The following is an 18,446-nucleotide window of genomic DNA, read 5'->3' as shown; positions in this document are numbered from 1 at the left end:
ATGTTCCTCCTGTGGGGCTGAAATGCTGTGGGGCTGAACTGGCTGGCTGGACAGTGTGCGGACTGTCTACCTGACAGTCGGTCCGCCCACGATCTCTCGGATCCCCTCGACCGCCGAGGTGACCGCGAAGTCGGGGAACCGAGTCGTGAACTTCTCGGTGTCGAAGATGTTATCCCCGCGGTATCGGGGGAGAAGCTCATCCACCTCGGCGAGGGCGGGAACGAACCGTCCGCCGAGGCGGAAGACCGCATTCGGCAGCACCGTGTAGCTGATCCGTCGGTCGAGGACGGTCGCGGCGATGCCGATCATCTCGGAATAGCTCGGCCTCGACCGGTCGATCGGCAGATGCCAGGTCTGGCCGAAGGCATCGTCGGTGTTGCCGATGAGCGCCATCGCCCGCGAGGCATCCGGAGTCCAGATGAGTGAGCGACGCGTCGCGGCGCTGATCGGGACGAAGGGTCGCTTGCCGTCCCTGATCCGGTTGAAGACGAGCGAATTCGACAGGCTCTTCGTCGACCCGGGTCCGTAGAACTCCGGGGCCCGGCAGATCACGGCTTCGACCCGGCCTGATCCCATCGCCTCGAGCAGCATCGTCGCGATCTGCGCGCGGACGCGTCCCTTGCGGCCGTTGGGGACGAAGGGCGTCGATTCGGTCTGCGGTTCCGGCGTCCCCGGATACATGTAGGTGTTGTCGAAGAACACGAGCTTGACCCCGTGCTCGGCGCACGCGTCGATCGTGTTGGCCATCATCGTCGGGAACTTCGCCTCCCACAAGGCGGAGTCCATGGGCAGCCCGACCGTGAGGAAGGCGATGTCGCTGCCGGCAACGGCTCGGCTCGTCGCGGCGGCATCGGTGAGATCGGCGGAAACGAGTTTGTCGTCGGGATGCACGGCCTTCGGATGCCGGCTGACCAGCCGGATGTCGCTGGTGAAGTTCCGGCGCAGCTCACGGGCGAGCTCATCGGCGATCGGTCCGCCGGATCCGAGAATCGTCTGCATACGTCCTCCTGTCCACTGACACCCGCGCGCTTCGCTGGCACCTGCGCGATTCGCTGGCAACTGCGCGATGCATTGACACCCGCACGGCCGTGGCCTAACTTCGCTGGTGCAGGCCCGACTCTACCAAGGCAGGAGAAGCCGATGGTCGATGTGCTCTTCGTCGTCACCGCCGCAACCGGGTGGACACTCAAGGACGGCTCCGTCCACCCCACCGGCTACTGGGCCGAGGAGTTGGCCGAACCGCACCGTCTCTTCACCGAGGCCGGGTGGTCGATCACCGTGGCCACCCCCGGAGGGGCGCCGCCGACCCTCGACGAACTCAGCCTCGGTGTGGCCGGTGGTCTGCCGAAGAAGCGCGCGGAGATCCGCCGCTACCTCGAATCGATCAGCGATGACCTCGACCATCCCCGCACCCTCGCCGAGGTGGACGAGGCCGATTTCGGTCTCGTGTTCTATCCCGGTGGCCACGGTCCGATGGAGGACCTCGCCGTCGACGAGGACTCCGGGCGGCTGCTGCAGCGCAGGCTCGAGTCCGGTCGGCCGCTCGCGCTGCTCTGCCACGCTCCGGCCGCGATCCTCGCCGCGACGAACTCGGATGGGACGAATGCCTTCGCCGGCCGGACGATGACCGGCCTGTCGAACGCCGAGGAGAGGCTCAATCCGTTCGCGTGGAAGGCGAAGTGGCTGCTCCAGGACGCGATGATCAAGGCCGGAGTCGACTACGACAAAGGGATGATCCCGCTGCGCCCGCATGTCGTCGTCGACGGTGCGCTCTACTCGGGTCAGAATCCGCAGTCCGCCGAGGCGCTGGCGGAGAGGATCATCGCCGACCTCGGGGACTGATAGACCTCGGTGACTGAGCTCTGGGACAGTGAGCCGAGCCGATCACGCCGGACCGGCTCCTACTCAGGTAGCGGCACTTATGTGACTTTGGGCGACGCGACCGAGCCCCGGCTCACGAGAACACAGAGATCCCGAAGGCCGCGAACACCACGAGATGCGCGGCCCCGTGCACGGCCGTGACCCGCTTCGCTGCGAACGTCGCCACCGAGAGCAGAAGCATGAGGCCGAGCAGCAGCTGATTCACCGGAGATTCGGCGAGTACGACGGGCTGATCGGTCAGCAGCCCGATGACGAGGACGGTCGGGATCGTCAGCCCCACCGTCGACACCTGCGCCCCGTGGCAGAGGTTGCTCACCCGCTGAATCTCGCCGGCCCACGCCGCCCTGAGCGAGGTGATCGACTCGGGCAGGAAGACGATCATCGCGATGACGATGCCCGACAGTGCCACCGGAGCACCGAGGCGACCCAACCCGTCATCGAGCAGTGTGGCCATGTCGTGGGAGAGGAGGACGATCGGCGTCACCGTGGCGATGAGCAGGGCCAGCCGAATGAGGATCTCGACCCGATGAGTCGACAGGATTTCCCGGATGCCCGGCGCCGTATCAGCATCCGGTGCCGTATCAACATCCGATGCCGTATCAACGTCGGGAGCCGCCTCGGTGACGGAGCCCGTGTCCACGGCGGGATCGGCCGCCTCGGCGAGGGTGCGTGTCAGCCGGGGATCGACCTCGACGAAATCGGCGGCCTGGGCGCCCATCTGCCGGGTGAGGAAGAAAGCGTAGATGCCGATGGTGAGCACGATGATCGGGATCTCCTGCCACGGCAGGTAGCTGCCGCCTGAACCGATGACGGCGGGCAGCGCGAACGCGAGCGCGGCGAGGACGACGATCATCGACAGGTACGTCGAGACGCCGGTGCGGTTGTGCACGAGGTCCTCGTGCCGGAGCCCGCCGATGAGCAGGCAGAGCCCGACCACGGCACCGAGGATGATCATCGTCACCGCCATCACCGAATCACGGGCGATCGTTGCGTGGTCGCCGGGGCCGAGCAGGACCGCGGCGATGAGCACGACCTCGATGAGCACGATCGACAGGGTGAGGACGAGTGATCCATAGGGGTCGCCGAGGCGGCCGGCCAGGTGCTCGGCCTCGTGCACGACGCCGAACGCGCAGATGAGGATGACCGCGACGATGACGATGAGCGCGGTGATGAGCAGGGGAGCCGGCACCGGCGGTTCGAGGAGGGGGCCTGCTGAGAGGAGTGCGACGTAGGCGCCCCAACCGAGGAGAAGTCTGATGATCGCGGTGGGAGTGATGATGCTGCGCAGTGCGGCGGTCATGACGGTCTGTTCCAGTTCTTAGAGGCCGTCCTCATCGCGTTGGGAAGCGAACGGGTCGTCCCGTTCGTCACTGTGTTTTCAGGGTACCCAATCCCGCCGAGGCGGGCCAACTGGCTGGAAGCTTCCAGCTGGCTTCGCCGACCGCTCACTCCAGCGTCGAGCGCACGAGGTGTGACGCGTGCGCTCGACGCTAACCTGAACGGTCGAATATGCGCGACAGCCGGTCGCCGATGTCATCGCCGCGGCGACCTGAGTCCTTCACTGCGAACGGGATCCCCGTCTGCTGTCCGCGCCACCCGCAGGTGATCGCCTCACCGAGCAGGCTGAGACCGATGCTCAGGGTGATGGGACGCACCGCCTCCTCGGCGCCGATGGCCTGGGCGCCGAAGTGCAGTCCGGCGCTGGCGGCCAGGCTGAGGCCCCAGACGATGAGCGTCTTGACGGTGTATCTCTGATGAAGGGTGCCGTCCTTCTCGAAGAGCACGGTCGAGCCCCCGCGCAGCATGCCGAAGCCGATGCCGACGGTAACAGAGACGGCGAGGAAGGCGATGTTCGCCGCGCTCCAGTGGTCGAAACCCCACAGGTCCTTGATCGAGATGCCCAGCAGAATGAGCGGTGGCACGGCTAGGTCCTTCGCGTCCACGGGCTCTCCGCGGAAGCGGCGAACGATGACGAACACGATGATGGCGATGACTGCGATGGCGATGAGTGCCGGATGCATGAGAAGCCCCCCTCGGCTTAGTAGCATGAATGTGCTAAAACGATAGCATGATGTGGCACGGTTATGCTATAAAAGAGTCATGCCGAAGATCGTCGATCCTGTCCAGCGTCGTGAAGCCATCGCCGATGCCGTCTTCGCGATCGTCCTCAAGCAGGGCTTCGCCAAGGTCTCGCTGCGCGCGATCGCCGAGGAGGCCGGTCTGGCGATCGGTTCGATCCGGCACTACTTCACCACGGCTGAAGGCATTGTGCGCTTTGCGCTCGAAACGCTCGTCGCGCGGATCGGCGCTCGCCTCGAGGATCGCCTTGCTTCGCTGCTGCCGCAGCTCGACGCGGGTTCGCTCAGCGGAGATGCGGCCAAGGAAGCGACCGTCGACCTCCTGGCCGAGCTGCTGCCGCTCGATGAGGTGAGGCGACAGGAGTCAGTCGTGTGGTTGGCCTTCGAGGAGACCGCGCGGACGGATCCTGCGCTCGCCGATGTCTTCGAGACCTCGGTGCGCGGTTCGCGACAGCTGATGGTTCGGACGCTTGAGAGTATGTCGCGTAGGGAAGTGCTGCGGCGCGATCTCGATATCGATCTTGAGGTCGATGCCCTCGCGGCGCTCGTCGACGGGCTCACTCTCCGTGCGACGCTGCATCCCGAGGTGGTTCCTCCAGAGCGTGCCCGCGAAGTGCTCTCCGCTCACTTGGAAGGGCTGCGGGGGTAAGGCGCTGCGTGTCGCCCGAGGGGGCGTGAATGAGTACCGGGCTCGCACCATGATGAAGTCATCTAGTGCAGTTCGGACCCGGAATGAGTCCTGCGGGTCGAGTTGCATGCAGGGAGGCCCTACCCGCCGAGGCGGTTGTGCCTTCAGGCTTCGGCCGCGACCGACCGTGCCCCCGAAGTCCGCGTACGACCCCTGCCCTTCTTTCCGGAGAAGAGGAAGCGGTCGATGCTGAACCGGCCCGGTCCCATGGCGGCGATGAGCAGCGCACCGGCGGCCAGCGCGGCGACGAGTTCCCAGCCGCCCTGATCGACGAACGGGGTTGGCGTGAGGTGGACGATCACCAGCGCCCCAATGACGTTTGCGGCCAGGAGGGCGCCGACGATGGGAGTCAGCGCGCCGAGGATGAGCAGTGCGCCGCCGATGAGCTCGACGAAGGTGGCGAAGGGCGCGGCGATCTCGGGCAGCGGCACTCCCATCTGCGAGAACGAGTCCGTGGTTCCGGCGACAGTCCACTCGTTGAACTTCTGCCAGCCGTGGGCGATGAAGATGACGCCGAGGGCGATTCGGGTGATAGCGGTGATGATGTCGCGGGCAATGGTCGGAAATCCGGTCGTTGCGTACACGCTGCGCTCCAGGGTTGATTGAAAGTACAACCACACGCTATTGGGTGAACATGGCAAGAGTCTGATTGCGCTTCCGCCCGCGAAGGGGTAGGGGTGAGTGACTCGACGATCCGGGGTCGGAATCGAGTGGGGGACCGGGGTGACTGCGGGAAATCCCGTGGGTGTCCGTGGCCACGACCGCTGACGCGGCAACAAGTGGGTACAGATTGCCATTCTGAGCCCGGAAATTGGCAATCTGTACCCACTTGTTGCGAGAGAGCGGAGGGGCGTCCGCCGGCACTGCCGACACCGCCCGCACCCGCGCAGCCGGCAACTGCCTCACCGCTTAGAACCCGTAGGCGGCTTCCTTCTCCTCACGGATGGCGGCGTAGGTCTTCGTCAGCACGATCGTGTCCTCGACGAGGCGGTCGAGGCGGGCGACGACATCCTCGCTGACGATCTGGCCGCGGTGCAGATCGCGCTCCTCGACGAACACGTACGGCGAGACGACCTGCGCCTTCATGTACGTCAGTATCGGCAGGAGGTGCTGCTGCGGGATGAGATAGTGCTTCGCCGAGCCGGCCGTGGCGACCGCGGCCACGACCTTGTCGCGGAACGCGCCCACCGGCAGCAGATCGAAGACGTTCTTCAGGCTCGCGGGAATCGAGGCCTGGAAGATCGGCGTGCCGATGATGATCGCATCAGCGTCCATGATCGCCGCGGTCACCCGCCCGGTGTCACCGGAGTATTCGGTGAAGTTCCGGCCGTCGGAGAAGACCATGTCCGCCTCGGCGAGGTCGATGAGCGTGACCTCGATGTCGGGATCCTGCCCCATCACCGTCTGCGCGACATAGTCCATCACGGTGCGCGTCTTCGTTCCGACGTTCGAGCCGGAGAGAACGACGATCTTCATCAGACATGCTCCTCTGCTGCCGTGGCTGCGGCCCCAGCCGGAGTGCCAGCCGTCCCAGCCGGAGCGCCAGCCGTCTCGGCGCTCGCCGACGTGCCCGCTGCTGCGGTGTACTTCTTCACCGCCGGGATGATCTCCGAGCCGATGGTCTCGATCTGCATCAGCACCCGGTCATACGGCATCCCGCCGAAGTCGATCTGGCCGAGGTAGCGCTGATGTCCGAAGACCTCGTGCTGGTGGAGGATCTTCTCGACGATCTGCTGCGGGCTGCCGATGTTGACGATGCTCGCCGGATCGACGCTCTGGGCGAAGAGCTGCTTGGGCATGCCCTGCCCGTTCGTGCGCTTCATCCCCTCATTGATGTGCGGGTAGAGCCCTTGCAGCGCCTCCTGCGAAGTCGGTGCCGTGTAGAGGAACCCGGCCGTGGCGATCGGAAGAGCGGCAGGATCGAAGCCGGCATGACGTGCCGCCTGACGGTAGGCGTCGACGGTGGGCTTGAATGACGAGGTGGTCCCGCCGAGGTGGGCCATCACCATGGGCACGCCCGCCAGTCCCGCCTTGACCGCGCTCGCCGGTGCGCCGCCGACCGCGCGCCAGATCGGCAGCGGGGTCTGCTCGGGGCGGGGGAGGACCTCGGCATTGTTGAGCGGGGCCCTGAACTGCCCGGACCACGTCACCGATTCTTCGCGGCGAATCTTGAGGAGCAGGTCGAACTTCTCCTCGAAGAGTTCCTCGTAGTCGCGCAGATCGTAGCCGAGGAGTTCGAACAGTCCGATCCGTGAGGCGCGACCGGCGACGAGCTCGGCCCGACCTTCGGAGAGGTGATCGATCGTCGCGAAGTTCTCGAACACGCGCACCGGGTCCGAGGTGCTCAAGATCGTCGAGGTGCTGCCGATCCGGATCGACGAGGTCGCCTGCGCGATCGCGCCGAGGATGACCGCGTGCGCCTGCGAGGCGAAGAACTGCTGGTGGCTCTCGCCGACGCTGAAGAAGTCGAACCCGGCATCCTCGGCGGCCTGTGCGTAGCCGACGAATTCGCGGATGCGCTCGCCCGCACTCCCACGTGTACCGTCGGCAGGGTTCGGCAGATGATCGCCGAGGCTGTACATCCCGAACTGCAGCCCCTGAGTGGGGTCGAAGCCGACAGGATCCAGGGTGGTCGTGTTCTCGCTCAAGGTCTCTCCCATGCGTCTGAGACCGTCCCGCAGGGCCGATCTCGATTGATCATTTGCCCTGTCAACTGATACGTGCGGAGATTTATTCCGCACCCCGCCGAGGTGGTGCACAGGTCCCCGCCGAGGTGGCTCAGAAGCCCCTCGCCGAGGTGGTCAGTCGTTCTCTTCTGCAGCAGCCCGTTCGGCGAGGCTGTGGTCGTAGAGCTTCTTCATCAGCGCGTGCAATGTCCGCTGCTCGTCCTCGTCGAGGACGTCGTCGAAGAGCGCGGACTGCTGATGCAGCTGGGAAGGGAAGGCGCGTTCGAGGGTCTCAAGCCCCGCCTCGGTGAGGGAGATGTGCTTGGTCTTCCACGTCTGCTCGCGCGTGATGAGGCCCTCGCGTTCGAGGCGGGCGAGCATCCGGGAGATGCCGCCACCGCTGACTGTGAGCCCCTTGGCGAGGTCGGTCTGGGTGACGGGTTGGAAGTTGCGGATGTGGGCGAGGGCCTCGAACTGGGCGACGGTGAGGCCGAACTGGCGCAGGTGATCGTTCGAGAGCTGGTTGCTGTTCTGGACGAAGCGGACCATCCGCAGCCAGATGAGCGTGCTCAGTGACAGATCCTCCACCGCGCCTCCTCCCGCCGACTTTGTGTTCGAGTTTCGTCCTCAGAGTACCCGCCCACAGCGGTAGGCATAGTGCTGCTGACCCGCCCCGGGTGCCGCGAAACAGCGGGCCGATCGCTTAGGTGGGAAAAATGGTCCACTCAGCTTCCGCGGAAGAACCCGACCATTTCGCCCACCCACGGCCACGCGACCCGGCCAATTCGCCCACCTAAGGCAGCGTCTCGTGAGGCTGTGGCCTCTGAGCACACGGGAGAGTCTCCCTTCTCACCTCGCAGGGCTGCGGGGGGGGTGAACCGTCACGTCGGCATCATCGATGGGTCTGCAACTCACAGCTTGCGCCCAGGTTGCTCATAAGCGCGGCAAAAGAGCCGACATTTTCATTGAGATGACACCAAAGCGCCAGAGAGAGAAGAAACATGCTGACATCACGTTCGAAGAGATGGGCCCTCAAAGCCTCTGCACTTGTCCTCGCATCCGGATTGGCCCTCTCCGGCTGTGCGGCGGGAACCGGCAGTTCGGCCGGTTCGTCCTCAAACAGCAGCGAGACGACTTCGCTGTCCTCCTACGCAGCTGACACCGAAGACGCATCGACTACCGAAGAGACGATCTCGGACACCTCCGCAGCCATCGAGGACTTCCTCGATACCTTGAGCGACGAGGAGCGCGAGTCAGTGCTCTACGACTACGACGACGACACGAAGACGACGTCCTGGTCGAACTTCCCAGTGACCTTCGTCGACCGTGCCGGTCTCAACCTGTCGGACCTCACTGAGGAGCAGCAGGCGGCGGCCATGAAAGTCCTCGAGGCTCTTCTCAGTGAGGAAGGGTACGACACGGTCACCGGAATCATGGGCGGCGACGAGTACCTTTCGGAGAACTCAAGCAGCACTGAGTCCTCACTGGGGCAGTATTACATCGCCTTCTTCGGCGATCCCTCGGACGATGACGCCTATGAGGTTCAGTTCGGAGGACATCACCTGGGAATCAACGCCACTCTGGAGGCTTCGTCGAACGAGGTCACGTTCGCTCCGACCCACCTCGGTGTGCAGCCGGCCGTATACAAGGACGACGAGGGCAATGAGGTGCAACCGTTCGACGGCATCTACACCGACGCCTTCGCCTTCTTCGACAGCCTCAGTGATGAACAGCAGAAGACTCTCACTTCGGGTGATGTGAGTATGTGCGCCCCGGGCGACACCTGCGATTTCGCCACCGGCGACGGCCTCACAGGCGCAGACCTCACGGACGAGCAGAAGGATCTGCTTCTGGAGCTGGTGGCCAACTGGGCAGGCATGGCAGACGAGGAGACCACAGAGACCACTCTGTCGCAGATCGAATCCACTTTGGACGATACGGTGATCGCCTGGTCGGGTGAAACCACCTATGACATGAGTTCAGGAGACGGGATCTCGTTCTCGATCTCCGGCCCCGACGTGTACGTCGCGCTCCAAGCCCAGCAGGGATCGGCTGGTGCCGATGTCGATGGAGTGAGCACCTCCGGGTGGGGGCACGTCCACTCGATCTATCGTGACCCGAGCAATGACTATGCCGGCAGCGTGACGCAGCGGGAATCCAGCGGGATGTCCGGTGGCCCCGGCGGAGATGCCTCCGGAGGTCCCGGAGGTGATGAGGACGGGGCGCCGTCTGGAGCACCCGGTCCCGCCGAAGACTGACTCTGACGTCGCCTGGCACGGCCGCAGAGAATCCGAGTCGGATTCCCTGCGGCCGGAGTCTCGGGCCGTCAACTCAGCGTGCAGAGGCAGTGTCTCGCAAGGTGCTGGTGCCTCACGCACGGCGTGGGAGAATGGGGCTGACGACGCGGCCGGCGATCACCCGATCGGCCGCGGCACTTGACGAAACGCACGATCCACAGGGCTGACATGGGAAGAGGGAATGCAGGTGAGTGAGACGAACACCGGCCTCCTCGGCGCCGGACGCAAGGCGGCGGTCATCATCGCCTCCACCTCGGCGGCCAGGGGAGAGGCCGCGGATACGACGGGCCCGATCCTCGTCGACTGGCTGCGCGGCCGCGGCTATGAAACACCTGAGGCGATCGTCGTCCGCGACGGCGAACCCGTTGGCCAGGCCCTGCGCGAACTCCTCGTCGACACTCCTGAGGACAAGCGTCCGCGCATCATCGTCACCAGCGGCGGCACCGGGCTCGCCCCCGATGATAGGACACCCGAGTTCACCGCCGAACTCCTCGAACGCCAGTCCCCGGGCCTCGTCTATGCGATGTGGCGCAAGGGGCTCGAATCGACCACCTCGGCGGTGATGAGTCGCGGAGTCGCCGGCGTGCGGGGCCGGAGTTTCGTCATCAACTTCCCCGGTTCGAAGGGCGGGGTCAAGGATGGCATCAGCGTCATCGACGACCTCCTCGAGCACATCCAGACCTCGGTCGAGGACACCACCGACCACGGACCCCGGGTCTGAGCCGATGGCACAGCGCAAGGCCGTCCGTGCCCGGGTCCACAAGTTCGACGCCGCCGGCGAGATCTCCGCGGGCCCGGATTCCCTGGCCGGGGAGGAGCCGCTCGAGATCAACCTCGACGGCGAGCAGTTCTCCGTGACCATGCGCACCCCCGGCAACGACGTCGAGCTCGTCGCCGGGTACCTCCTCTCCGAGGCGGTCGTGACCTCGATGGACGACATCGTCGAGATCGACTTCTCCGCCGGGCTCGCCCCCGACGGGTCCCGCAACTACAACGTCGCGAAGGTGCGGCTGCGACCCGGAACCTGGAGCGCCGAGGCGGCCCCCGCCCGATCCGTCTACACCTCGTCCTCGTGTGGGATCTGTGGGACGGCGGCCATCGACGCGGTGACGAAGACCTCGGCCTATCCGCTCATCCCCGCCACTTGCCACGTCGACGAGGACGGGGAGTACGAGTTCCCGCCCCTGCTCTCGGCCGCGCGTATCGGTGAGCTGCCGGACCGTCTGCGCTCGCAGCAGGCCGTCTTCGACAAGACAGGGGGAGTCCATGCCGCGGCACTCTTCGCCGTCGGCGACGACCCGACCGCCGAACCCGAACTGCTCGTCGGCCGTGAGGACGTCGGTCGGCACAACGCCGTGGACAAGGTCATCGGCTGGGCCATGGCCAACCATGGACTGCCGCTCAGCCGCACCGTCCTGCAGGTCTCGGCCCGGGCGTCGTTCGAGCTCGTCCAGAAGTCCGCGATGGCCGGCATCCCGATGATGTCGGCGGTCAGCGCGCCCTCGGCGATGGCTGCCGAGCACGGCCGCAGTGTCGGCGTCACCGTCATCGGCTTCAACCGCCGCGGCCGGTTCAATGCCTACTCGTACCCTGAGCGCGTGGCCTAGCGCAGGTGAGCACCGATCGACTCACAGCGACGTGAGGATGCTCTTGAGTCTGCTCGCGGTCTCCTCGAGTTCACGGGCCTGGTCGATCAGCCTCGCGTGCTCGCGCTCGAGCGTGGCCACGGTATCCGCGCTCGCGGCTCCGTTCATGCACGGCAGGAGCTCACGAATCACCTCGGTCCCGAGGCCGGCATCGATGAGTCGTCTGTAGAGCAGTACCCGCTCCACATCATCGGCCCGGTAGCGGCGTTGGCCGCCGGAGGTTCGCACCGGGGCGAGCAGACTCTGTTCCTCGTAGTAGCGCAGGGCACGCGGGGTGCAGCCGGCCCGTCGCGCCATTTCTCCGATGGAGAGGAGGGGCAGACGCGTTGCCGGATGTGAATTCTGTGACATTCGCCTCATCCTCTTGAAGTTGACGCCGACGTCAGACTCTAGCATCGAATCACCCGCCGCACCTGGTGGGCGAACCGGTAACCACTGCGATCAGTGGCCACGAAGAGAGTGCGAAGTCGGAGACCGACGCCGCGCAGAGCAGAAAGAGGAAAGCAGACATGAACATCGACAAGAGCATTGCCATCGTCACAGGAGCCAACCGCGGTCTGGGCCGACAGTTCGCCGCCCAACTGCTCGAGCGAGGCGCATCGAAGGTCTACGCGGCCGCCCGTCGACCGGAGACCGTCGATCTGCCGGGAGTCGAGGCGATCCGTTTGGACGTCACAGACCAGGATCAGGTCGACGCCGTCGCCCGCAGGGTCGGTGAAGCGGACATCGTCGTCAACAATGCCGGCTTTTCATCCTTCGCCCGACTCGTTGACGGAGATATGGACGACATCCGCCAGGAGATCGAAGTCAACTACTTCGGTGCCCTGCACATGGTCAGAGCGTTCGCGCCGATCATGCGGAAACGCGGCCACGGCGGCTTCCTCAACGTCTCATCTGTCATGGCATGGCTGGGCTACGAGCATTCGAACTCCTATGGAGCATCCAAAGCCGCCAACTGGGCGATGTCGAATGGACTGCGAGAGGAGCTGGCCGGAACAGGGATCCAGATCAGCTCCCTCTTTCTCGGAAGCACCGACACAGACATGATGGCAGGCATCGATGTCCCGAAGAACCGCCCCGAGGAACTTGTCGCCACCGCCCTCGACCAGTTCGAAAATGGGGTGAACGAGATCCTCGCCGACGACGCTGCCATAGCGCTCAAGGCGGGACTGTCGGAGGATCGCGGCCGGTTCACCGCCTCCTCGTATCCCGAGCACGTGGCGTAGCCTGGATGAGCATGGTCGGCCGCGGCCGACCATGAGTCCGGAAAGGCAGAACCGATGACATCACGACCATCGCTGACCGTCGATGAAGCCCGCACCGAATGGGACATCGACCGCACCTTCCTCGACTCCTGCTCATACGGTCCGCCGCCTCGGCGCGGGTGGGACGCCCTCCAGTCTTCCCTCGACGAATATCGGCGTGGAGCCCGACCGTGGCAGGGCTGGGCCGGGTCCGTCCAGACCTCCCGCGAGCTCTTCGCCGAGCTCGTCGGCCTCCCCGCCGAATGGGTGGCCACCGGTGCCGCCGTGTCCCAGCTGCTCGCCCCGATCGCCGCCGCCCTGCCCGACGGCGCCGAGGTCCTCGTCCCCGACATCGAGTTCACCTCCGGGGTCTACCCATTCGCCGTCCACACCCACCGCGGCGTGCGCGTGCGCACCGCCCCGCTCGAATCCCTCGCCGAGGCGGTCGACGACTCGACAGCGCTCGTGTCCTTCTCCGCCGCCCAGTCCGCGACGGGTGAGGTCGCCGACACCCCCGCGATCATCGACCGCGCCGCCGAGGTGGGTGCGCTCACCGTCCTCGACGGCACTCAGGCCGCCGGCTGGCTTCCACTCGACGGTGCCGGCGTCGACTTCCTCGCCGTCGCCGGATACAAATGGCTCTGCGCTCCACGCGGTACCGCGCTGCTGACGATGCGGCCGCTGACCAGCACATTCACACCCGAATCGGTGCGCAGCCGGCAGTCCGAGTTCACTTCCCGTCTCACCCCGGTCGCGGCAGGATGGTTCGCCGCCGGAGGTGCCGCAAGCTACGGCATGCCCCTGCAGCTCGCAGACTCCGCTCGGGCCTTCGACATCTCTCCGGCGTGGCATTCGTGGGTGGGGATGGCTCCGGCCCTCGAACTCCTCCTCGACGTCGGCGTCGACGCGATCCATGACCATGACATCGGTCTGGCCAACGCGTTCCGCACGGGCCTCGGGTTGGACGAATCGAACTCGGCGATCGTCTCCGTCGACGTGCCGGACGCCGGGTTGGCGCGACTCGACGATGCCGGCGTCCGGTTCTCCGTCGCCGACGGGCGAGCACGCTTCGGCTTCCACCTCTACAACGATGGCGACGACGTCGCGGCGGCCCTCACCGCCCTCCGCGGGACGCTGTGAGGCGAGCCGTCCTCGAGGCGGTCATTCCACCTCGGCGTCATTCCTCCTGTGCCTCGGCGTCACCCTCCGCACCATCGGCATCGACCACCATGTCGCTCTCCGCGAGATCGGCGCTGTCGCCCTCAGCGCCATCCTCACCGTCACCGGCGGCCGTGTGGGTGTGCATGCGCATGCCCTCGGCGTTGAAGATGCTCAGCACCTGCGCAGACTTAGCGCCCGTGGCGGAGATGCTGTGCGGAACGCGCGTGTCGAACTCGGCGGCCTCACCGCGGGTGAGAATGAGGTCCTGATCGCCGAGGTGGAGTCGGACCTTGCCTGAGAGCACGTAGAACCATTCGAAGCCGTCATGGATCCGCGGCTCCGGTGCCTCGGCGACCGGCGGGTAGATGATCTTGAACGTCGCGACAGGCGATCCCTCCGGGGCGAGCGGGGTGATGACCATCCCGTTCCTGCGGACGGAGCGGCGACGGACGCGGGGATCCGGCGGATTCGGTGTGACGAGTTCGTCGAGCCCGACGCCGAGGTGGCGGGTGAGCGGGATGAGCAGCTCGAGGCTCGCCTGCCGCTTGCCCGACTCGAGGCGCGACAGGGTGCTCGTCGACATCTCGGCACGCGAGGCCAACTGGTCGAGGGTCCACCCCTTGCTGGTGCGCAGTGCCCGCAGTCGAGGCCCGATCTGCTTGAGCTCGTCGGTCATGTCCGTCCCTCCGTCGTCCCTTCGCCCCGAAGCCGCGATGCAGTACCCGCGCCGGCCAGACACCGATTGCGCGTCGGCCGAGCGCCGAACCCGCTCCCCGCCCAAGGCAATGTCTTGCTGATTCTGCAAGATCGTTTGCAATAGCGCAAGTTCTGCGGTGAAATTGAAAGCATGAACGACACCGAGCACGTCAGCCACAACGAGCACGACAGCCACGCAGGCCACGAATCCTCACCCGAGGAGTACTGGGAGGGCGAATACTCCGGCAGTCCCGCGCGCTGGTCGGGCAACGTCAACGGCACAATGGCCGCGGTGGTCTCCGAGCTGCCCTCTGCGCCGGGGCACTCCGCTCTCGATCTCGGATGCGGCGAGGGCGGTGACGCCGTGTGGCTCGCCTCCCAAGGCTGGCAGGTGACCGCGGTCGACATCTCCGCGACCGCCACGGCACGCGGCGCTGAACTCGCCCGGACGGCGGGTGTGAGCGAAGCGATCACCTGGGTCACCCAGGATCTGGCGACGTGGGAGACGACGGAGACCTTCGATCTCGTCACCGCCTCGTTCTTCCACTCCACCGTCGAACTGCCCCGCGAGCAGATTCTCCGCCGGGCAGCCGGACAGATCCGTCCCGGCGGTCACCTGCTCCTCGTCACCCACGTCTTCGAAGGCCCCGACGACATCCCCGAGTGGTCGCTGCGCTTCCACGGCACCGACGACCCGAACGACCCAGAGCTGCAGAAGCACTTCAGCGTGCTCAAGACCCCCAGCGAGGAAGTGGCCGCGCTCGACCTCGACGATGCCGACTGGACTCTCGAGAAGCAGGAGATCCGCCTCCGCGAGGCGACCAGCCCCGACGGCGTCGAAACAGCAACGGTCAAAGACGGGGTTATCCTGCTGCGACGCAGCTGAGCAGACAGTAGCCTTGTCCAGCCCCTGACCTCCCTCACCTGCGCTCCCGCCATCCAGCTACGATGCTGACCTGAAGCCAGGGCGCACGAGCTCCGGCACGACAGCAGAGCTCAGAACACCAGAGGGGGAGCGGCGGATGACCGGCACTGAGCAGAAGGCTCCGGGAATCGGACTGATCACCGTCCTCCTCGGCGCGGTCGCGGCCGGTCCGATCCTGCTCTACGGCCTCAGCGCCACCAGCGACTCCATCATCGCCGAACTCGGCATCTCCGAGGGCCACTTCGGCCTGCTCGCGACCGCCTGCTTCGGCGCCGCGGCCATCGGCAACGCCACGATGGGCAGGCTGGCCGACCGGCATTCCGACCTGGCCCTCATGGCCTTCATCTTCATCCTCAGCACGCTCGCCCTCCTCCTGGTCGCCGTGCCCGACGGATTCTGGATGCTGCTGCTCGCCGCGGCCCTGGCCGGGGTCGCCCAGTCCTTCCCCAACGGCGTGACCAACCGGATCCTCCTCGAGCGCGTCCCCACCGCCAAAAGGATCGGCTGGGTCGGCATCAAACAGTCCGGTGTCCAGGTCAGCCAGCTCGTTGCGAGCCTGGCCTTCCCTGTCCTGGCGATCGGGCTCGGTTGGCGCGGCGCGGCCGTGGCCGTGGCGATCATCCCCATCATCCTGCTCGTCATGACCTGGCGATCCCTGCGCGCCACCCCGCTGCTTCCCACTCCGACCACCGGCACCCCCGCCGAGGCGGCCGAGCCGAGGCGGCCGAGCCGACCGCGGACGCTGAGCCCGAATCCGGGACAGCTGACATCGCCGAGGGAGCCGACCCGCCCGCATCGCTCGACCGCACCGCGAACGATCAGTCCGGATCCGGCCCAGCCGACACCACCCCCGCGCCGCGGACGAAACACCCGGGAGTGGTCTGGGCTCTGGCGGCCTTCGGCCTGCTCAACGGCATCGGCGTGCAGGCGACGAACGTGTACATGCCGCTGTTCGCCGTGCGCGAGCTCGACTTCTCCCTCGTCCTCGGCGGCGCGACTGCTGCCCTGGCCGGAATCGTCGGCGTCATCGCCCGAGTCAGCTGGGCCAGACGCATGGCCAAGGGCGCCTCGGGTCCGCACCTGCTGCTCGTGCTCGCCCTCATCGCCCTGGCTGGAGCGGCACTGTTCTTCACCGCGGGGGCGACCGGATGGTCGGCGCTCATGTGGGTGGCGGTGGCCCTGCACGGCATCTCCGCGCTCGGGGTCTCGGTGGTGCTCATGTCCGCACTGATGCGCGTCATCCCCGCGCCATCGATGGTCTCGGCCAGCGGCATGGTCACTGCCGGAATGTTCTTCGGCTTCGCACTCGGGCCGCTCGGCATGGGACTGCTCGTCAGCTCGGCGGGAGGCTTCCTGCTCGGGTGGATCGTCGTCGGTGCCGTCTACCTGCTGTGTGCGCTGCTCGCCCTCGTGCTCATCCGCCAGCGCACCCGCGGCTGACAGACGTCGCTCCGCGCCTCAAGATCTCGCGATGGCCAGTCGCAGCGACGGTCAAACCCGCGTCGCTGCGAAAGGCACCCTCGCACACGTGAAAATCAGTCGAACCCGCAGGGCGGCGCACTGCGAGGTGGGGTTCGCAGTACGCCGCCGCGAGAGAGCGAGGGGATCGCTCGGCCGGGCCTCGAGGGGAGTGGCTGACCGCTCGGATCATCGCCGGCGACTCTCGTCGACGACGTTCATCCGTCCGGCCTCGCCATATTCGTTAGCCTGGCTAATGATGAATCTAGCACATGCCGAGTAAGCTGTCAGCGTGACATCGGCAGACGGCAGTGCGCCCTCGAGCTCAGGGCTCAGATATTTCTCGGATGAGTCGGAATTCTCCGACCGTTCCCGGCTGACCGCCGCCGAAATCCGCGAAAGCACCGCCGTGATGGAAGCGCTGCACCAATGGCGCGAAGCTGATCGCCTGCTCGCTGAGGCAGCTCGACGCTACATGGAACTGAATGAGTCGGACATGCGCGCCATTCGTATGCTCATCCACGCTCAGAAGCAGGGGATCCTCGTCACCCCGAAGGACATTGCCGCCTGGGTCGGGATCTCGGGGGCATCGACGACGAAACTCATCGTCCGCCTCGTCGACGGTGGGCACCTGGTGCGCGTGCCGCACCCGCGGGACAAGCGGACCCTGTGCATCGAGGTCACCGAGTCGACGGCGTTGGCTGCTCGCGGGGCGATCGGTCGTCAGCATGCTCGCCGCTTCGATGCCGCGGCGGCGATGAGCAGTGAGGAGAGGCAGGCCGTGATCCGCTTCCTCGAAGCACTCACCGAGGCGGACCTGCCCCGAGGCGTGCTCGCGGCGGCTGCGAATACCGACGAGGAAGCCCCAAACAGGGATGTCCCGCGCAAGGGCGAACCCTGAGGTGAGCAGGGAGGCGCCTGCGCCCCCGAAGGCGGACAGGCGAGTGCCCCCAAAGGCGGGAGGAGGCCCGGCGGCCGATGATTCTGCATGGGTGATCGGGTCGCTGGCCAGACTGATGATCGAGTGTTAGCTTGGCCGCATGAACGCCAAGCGACTGACACGGATCACGACAATCTGCACGCTCAGCGCCGGACTCGCCCTGGCCGGGTGTTCGAGTTCCGGAGGCGACAGCTCCTCCGACTCCCCGGCGCCGGACGAGACCCGGAGCGAGTCCCAGGGTGAGAGTCAAGAGGCCGGCGACAGCGGCTCCGCGGACGGCTCGAAGAGCGCCGACGAATCAGCCTCGGCGTCGACGACACCCGAGGATGCCGACCTGAGCAAGACGATGCCGTCCACCTCCGCCGAGGATGCGGTGAAGACCGCCGAAGACAAGGTCAAGGCGAAGGACGGAATCCTCCACGCCGTCGAACTCGACTACGACAGTGACGACGGCAAGTGGGAATACGACGTCAAGATCAAGGACGGCGACACCGACCACAAGGTCGTCATCGACGCGGATTCGGGCAAGGTCATCCGAGACGAGTCCGAAAGCAGCGACGATCCCGAGAAGGCCATCGACCTGAAGTCCCCGATGACCTATGACGAGGCCTTCGACCTCGCGAAGAAGAAGGCCTCGGGAAGTCTCACCGGCTGGAAGCTCGAATACGACGACGGCCAGCGCGAATACCAGTTCGACTTCGACGATAACGGAGACGAGGTCGAGGTCACCGTCGACGTGAAATCGAAGAAGGTCATGACCGACTGA

20 protein-coding genes and 1 pseudogene are annotated in these 18,446 nt (G+C 66.1%); 12 read left to right on the top strand and 9 right to left on the bottom strand.

Annotation, left to right across the window (positions count from 1 at the left end):
• Positions 1–66: 66 nt before the first annotated feature.
• Positions 67–999, bottom strand: coding sequence for an NAD-dependent epimerase/dehydratase family protein (locus J9314_RS15075; RefSeq protein ID WP_210603159.1), 933 nt, complete (start codon positions 997–999; stop codon positions 67–69).
• Positions 1,000–1,140: 141 nt separating this feature from the next.
• On the opposite strand from J9314_RS15075, the gene J9314_RS15070 reads away from it, so the two are divergent.
• Positions 1,141–1,842 carry a type 1 glutamine amidotransferase domain-containing protein gene (locus J9314_RS15070; protein WP_210603158.1) on the top strand — a complete coding sequence of 234 codons (702 nt, stop codon included), beginning with the start codon at positions 1,141–1,143 and terminating at the stop codon, positions 1,840–1,842.
• Between the two features lie 112 nt (positions 1,843–1,954).
• Here J9314_RS15070 and J9314_RS15065 read toward each other — a convergent pair whose 3' ends face one another.
• Positions 1,955–3,181, bottom strand: a complete 1,227-nt coding sequence (locus tag J9314_RS15065) for a calcium:cation antiporter (protein ID WP_210603157.1) — start codon at positions 3,179–3,181, stop codon at positions 1,955–1,957.
• Between the two features lie 190 nt (positions 3,182–3,371).
• Entirely contained in the window at positions 3,372–3,902 is a 531-nt protein-coding gene (locus tag J9314_RS15060) for a hypothetical protein (RefSeq protein WP_210603156.1), read from the bottom strand.
• Positions 3,903–3,981: 79 nt separating this feature from the next.
• On the opposite strand from J9314_RS15060, the gene J9314_RS15055 reads away from it, so the two are divergent.
• The gene (locus J9314_RS15055; RefSeq protein WP_210603155.1) at positions 3,982–4,608 is read left to right on the top strand and encodes a TetR/AcrR family transcriptional regulator; all 627 of its coding nucleotides are present in this window, start codon (positions 3,982–3,984) and stop codon (positions 4,606–4,608) included.
• 143 nt (positions 4,609–4,751) lie between these two features.
• Here J9314_RS15055 and J9314_RS15050 read toward each other — a convergent pair whose 3' ends face one another.
• The 4 genes from J9314_RS15050 to J9314_RS15035 form a co-directional block, all read right to left on the bottom strand.
• Positions 4,752–5,231, bottom strand: a complete 480-nt coding sequence (locus tag J9314_RS15050) for a DoxX family protein (RefSeq protein WP_210603154.1) — start codon at positions 5,229–5,231, stop codon at positions 4,752–4,754.
• Positions 5,232–5,556: 325 nt separating this feature from the next.
• Positions 5,557–6,123, bottom strand: coding sequence for an NADPH-dependent FMN reductase (locus J9314_RS15045; RefSeq protein WP_210603153.1), 567 nt, complete (start codon positions 6,121–6,123; stop codon positions 5,557–5,559).
• Positions 6,123–7,295 carry an LLM class flavin-dependent oxidoreductase gene (locus J9314_RS15040; protein ID WP_246490418.1) on the bottom strand — a complete coding sequence of 391 codons (1,173 nt, stop codon included), beginning with the start codon at positions 7,293–7,295 and terminating at the stop codon, positions 6,123–6,125. The genes J9314_RS15045 and J9314_RS15040 overlap by 1 nt, the downstream gene beginning before the upstream one ends.
• A 153-nt stretch (positions 7,296–7,448) precedes the next feature.
• Positions 7,449–7,901 carry a MarR family winged helix-turn-helix transcriptional regulator gene (locus J9314_RS15035; protein ID WP_210603151.1) on the bottom strand — a complete coding sequence of 151 codons (453 nt, stop codon included), beginning with the start codon at positions 7,899–7,901 and terminating at the stop codon, positions 7,449–7,451.
• A gap of 413 nt (positions 7,902–8,314) precedes the next feature.
• Between J9314_RS15035 and J9314_RS15030 the strand changes: the two genes are divergently transcribed.
• From J9314_RS15030 to fdhD, 3 genes are all read left to right on the top strand, one after another.
• Positions 8,315–9,571 carry a DUF3500 domain-containing protein gene (locus J9314_RS15030; protein WP_210603150.1) on the top strand — a complete coding sequence of 419 codons (1,257 nt, stop codon included), beginning with the start codon at positions 8,315–8,317 and terminating at the stop codon, positions 9,569–9,571.
• A 226-nt stretch (positions 9,572–9,797) separates the two neighbouring features.
• Entirely contained in the window at positions 9,798–10,331 is a 534-nt protein-coding gene (locus tag J9314_RS15025; protein WP_246490417.1) for a MogA/MoaB family molybdenum cofactor biosynthesis protein, read from the top strand.
• 4 nt (positions 10,332–10,335) lie between these two features.
• A complete protein-coding gene (gene fdhD / locus J9314_RS15020; RefSeq protein WP_210603148.1) occupies positions 10,336–11,217 on the top strand; it encodes a formate dehydrogenase accessory sulfurtransferase FdhD in 882 nt (293 codons plus the stop codon).
• 21 nt (positions 11,218–11,238) lie between these two features.
• Here the strand turns inward: fdhD and J9314_RS15015 are convergent, their stop codons facing one another.
• Positions 11,239–11,607 carry a MerR family transcriptional regulator gene (locus tag J9314_RS15015; protein WP_210603147.1) on the bottom strand — a complete coding sequence of 123 codons (369 nt, stop codon included), beginning with the start codon at positions 11,605–11,607 and terminating at the stop codon, positions 11,239–11,241.
• 158 nt (positions 11,608–11,765) lie between these two features.
• Here J9314_RS15015 and J9314_RS15010 point away from each other — a divergent pair, with 158 nt between their 5' ends.
• Complete coding sequence (locus tag J9314_RS15010) at positions 11,766–12,482, top strand: SDR family oxidoreductase (RefSeq protein WP_210603146.1); 717 nt, start codon at positions 11,766–11,768, stop codon at positions 12,480–12,482.
• A gap of 54 nt (positions 12,483–12,536) precedes the next feature.
• A complete protein-coding gene (locus J9314_RS15005; protein ID WP_210603145.1) occupies positions 12,537–13,640 on the top strand; it encodes an aminotransferase class V-fold PLP-dependent enzyme in 1,104 nt (367 codons plus the stop codon).
• 37 nt (positions 13,641–13,677) lie between these two features.
• Here the strand turns inward: J9314_RS15005 and J9314_RS15000 are convergent, their stop codons facing one another.
• Positions 13,678–14,337, bottom strand: coding sequence for a helix-turn-helix domain-containing protein (locus tag J9314_RS15000; protein WP_210603144.1), 660 nt, complete (start codon positions 14,335–14,337; stop codon positions 13,678–13,680).
• A 171-nt stretch (positions 14,338–14,508) separates the two neighbouring features.
• Here J9314_RS15000 and J9314_RS14995 point away from each other — a divergent pair, with 171 nt between their 5' ends.
• The 5 genes and pseudogenes from J9314_RS14995 to J9314_RS14975 all read left to right on the top strand — a co-directional run bounded on the left by J9314_RS14995 (position 14,509) and on the right by J9314_RS14975 (position 18,446).
• Entirely contained in the window at positions 14,509–15,243 is a 735-nt protein-coding gene (locus J9314_RS14995) for an SAM-dependent methyltransferase (protein WP_210603143.1), read from the top strand.
• A 136-nt stretch (positions 15,244–15,379) separates the two neighbouring features.
• Positions 15,380–15,955 (top strand): annotated as a pseudogene (locus tag J9314_RS19345) (MFS transporter); the annotation flags it as partial.
• Positions 15,871–16,722, top strand: a complete 852-nt coding sequence (locus tag J9314_RS19340; RefSeq protein ID WP_281412337.1) for an MFS transporter — start codon at positions 15,871–15,873, stop codon at positions 16,720–16,722. The pseudogene J9314_RS19345 and the gene J9314_RS19340, both read left to right, overlap by 85 nt.
• Before the next feature lie 514 nt (positions 16,723–17,236).
• Entirely contained in the window at positions 17,237–17,641 is a 405-nt protein-coding gene (locus J9314_RS14980; protein WP_210603142.1) for a MarR family winged helix-turn-helix transcriptional regulator, read from the top strand.
• A 139-nt stretch (positions 17,642–17,780) separates the two neighbouring features.
• On the top strand, positions 17,781–18,446 hold the full coding sequence (locus J9314_RS14975) for a PepSY domain-containing protein (RefSeq protein ID WP_210603141.1): 666 nt from the start codon (positions 17,781–17,783) through the stop codon (positions 18,444–18,446).

The sequence above is a fragment of the Brevibacterium oceani genome (assembly GCF_017948325.1).
Classification (GTDB): domain Bacteria; phylum Actinomycetota; class Actinomycetes; order Actinomycetales; family Brevibacteriaceae; genus Brevibacterium; species Brevibacterium oceani.
This window is presented reverse-complemented; position numbering and strand designations above follow the sequence as displayed.

What these genes read in the sequence shown, in the direction of transcription:
- J9314_RS15015 (WP_210603147.1), bottom strand. Translation starts at nt 11,607, where the DNA reads ATGTCACAGAATTCACATCCGGCAACGCGTCTGCCCCTCCTCTCCATC.
- J9314_RS15055 (WP_210603155.1), top strand. Translation starts at nt 3,982, where the DNA reads ATGCCGAAGATCGTCGATCCTGTCCAGCGTCGTGAAGCCATCGCCGAT.
- J9314_RS15075 (WP_210603159.1), bottom strand. Translation starts at nt 999, where the DNA reads ATGCAGACGATTCTCGGATCCGGCGGACCGATCGCCGATGAGCTCGCC.
- J9314_RS14980 (WP_210603142.1), top strand. Translation starts at nt 17,237, where the DNA reads ATGCGCGCCATTCGTATGCTCATCCACGCTCAGAAGCAGGGGATCCTC.
- J9314_RS15010 (WP_210603146.1), top strand. Translation starts at nt 11,766, where the DNA reads ATGAACATCGACAAGAGCATTGCCATCGTCACAGGAGCCAACCGCGGT.
- J9314_RS15070 (WP_210603158.1), top strand. Translation starts at nt 1,141, where the DNA reads ATGGTCGATGTGCTCTTCGTCGTCACCGCCGCAACCGGGTGGACACTC.
- J9314_RS15065 (WP_210603157.1), bottom strand. Translation starts at nt 3,181, where the DNA reads ATGACCGCCGCACTGCGCAGCATCATCACTCCCACCGCGATCATCAGA.
- fdhD (WP_210603148.1), top strand. Translation starts at nt 10,336, where the DNA reads ATGGCACAGCGCAAGGCCGTCCGTGCCCGGGTCCACAAGTTCGACGCC.
- J9314_RS15000 (WP_210603144.1), bottom strand. Translation starts at nt 14,337, where the DNA reads ATGACCGACGAGCTCAAGCAGATCGGGCCTCGACTGCGGGCACTGCGC.
- J9314_RS15045 (WP_210603153.1), bottom strand. Translation starts at nt 6,123, where the DNA reads ATGAAGATCGTCGTTCTCTCCGGCTCGAACGTCGGAACGAAGACGCGC.
- J9314_RS15060 (WP_210603156.1), bottom strand. Translation starts at nt 3,902, where the DNA reads ATGCATCCGGCACTCATCGCCATCGCAGTCATCGCCATCATCGTGTTC.
- J9314_RS15030 (WP_210603150.1), top strand. Translation starts at nt 8,315, where the DNA reads ATGCTGACATCACGTTCGAAGAGATGGGCCCTCAAAGCCTCTGCACTT.
- J9314_RS14975 (WP_210603141.1), top strand. Translation starts at nt 17,781, where the DNA reads ATGAACGCCAAGCGACTGACACGGATCACGACAATCTGCACGCTCAGC.
- J9314_RS15005 (WP_210603145.1), top strand. Translation starts at nt 12,537, where the DNA reads ATGACATCACGACCATCGCTGACCGTCGATGAAGCCCGCACCGAATGG.
- J9314_RS14995 (WP_210603143.1), top strand. Translation starts at nt 14,509, where the DNA reads ATGAACGACACCGAGCACGTCAGCCACAACGAGCACGACAGCCACGCA.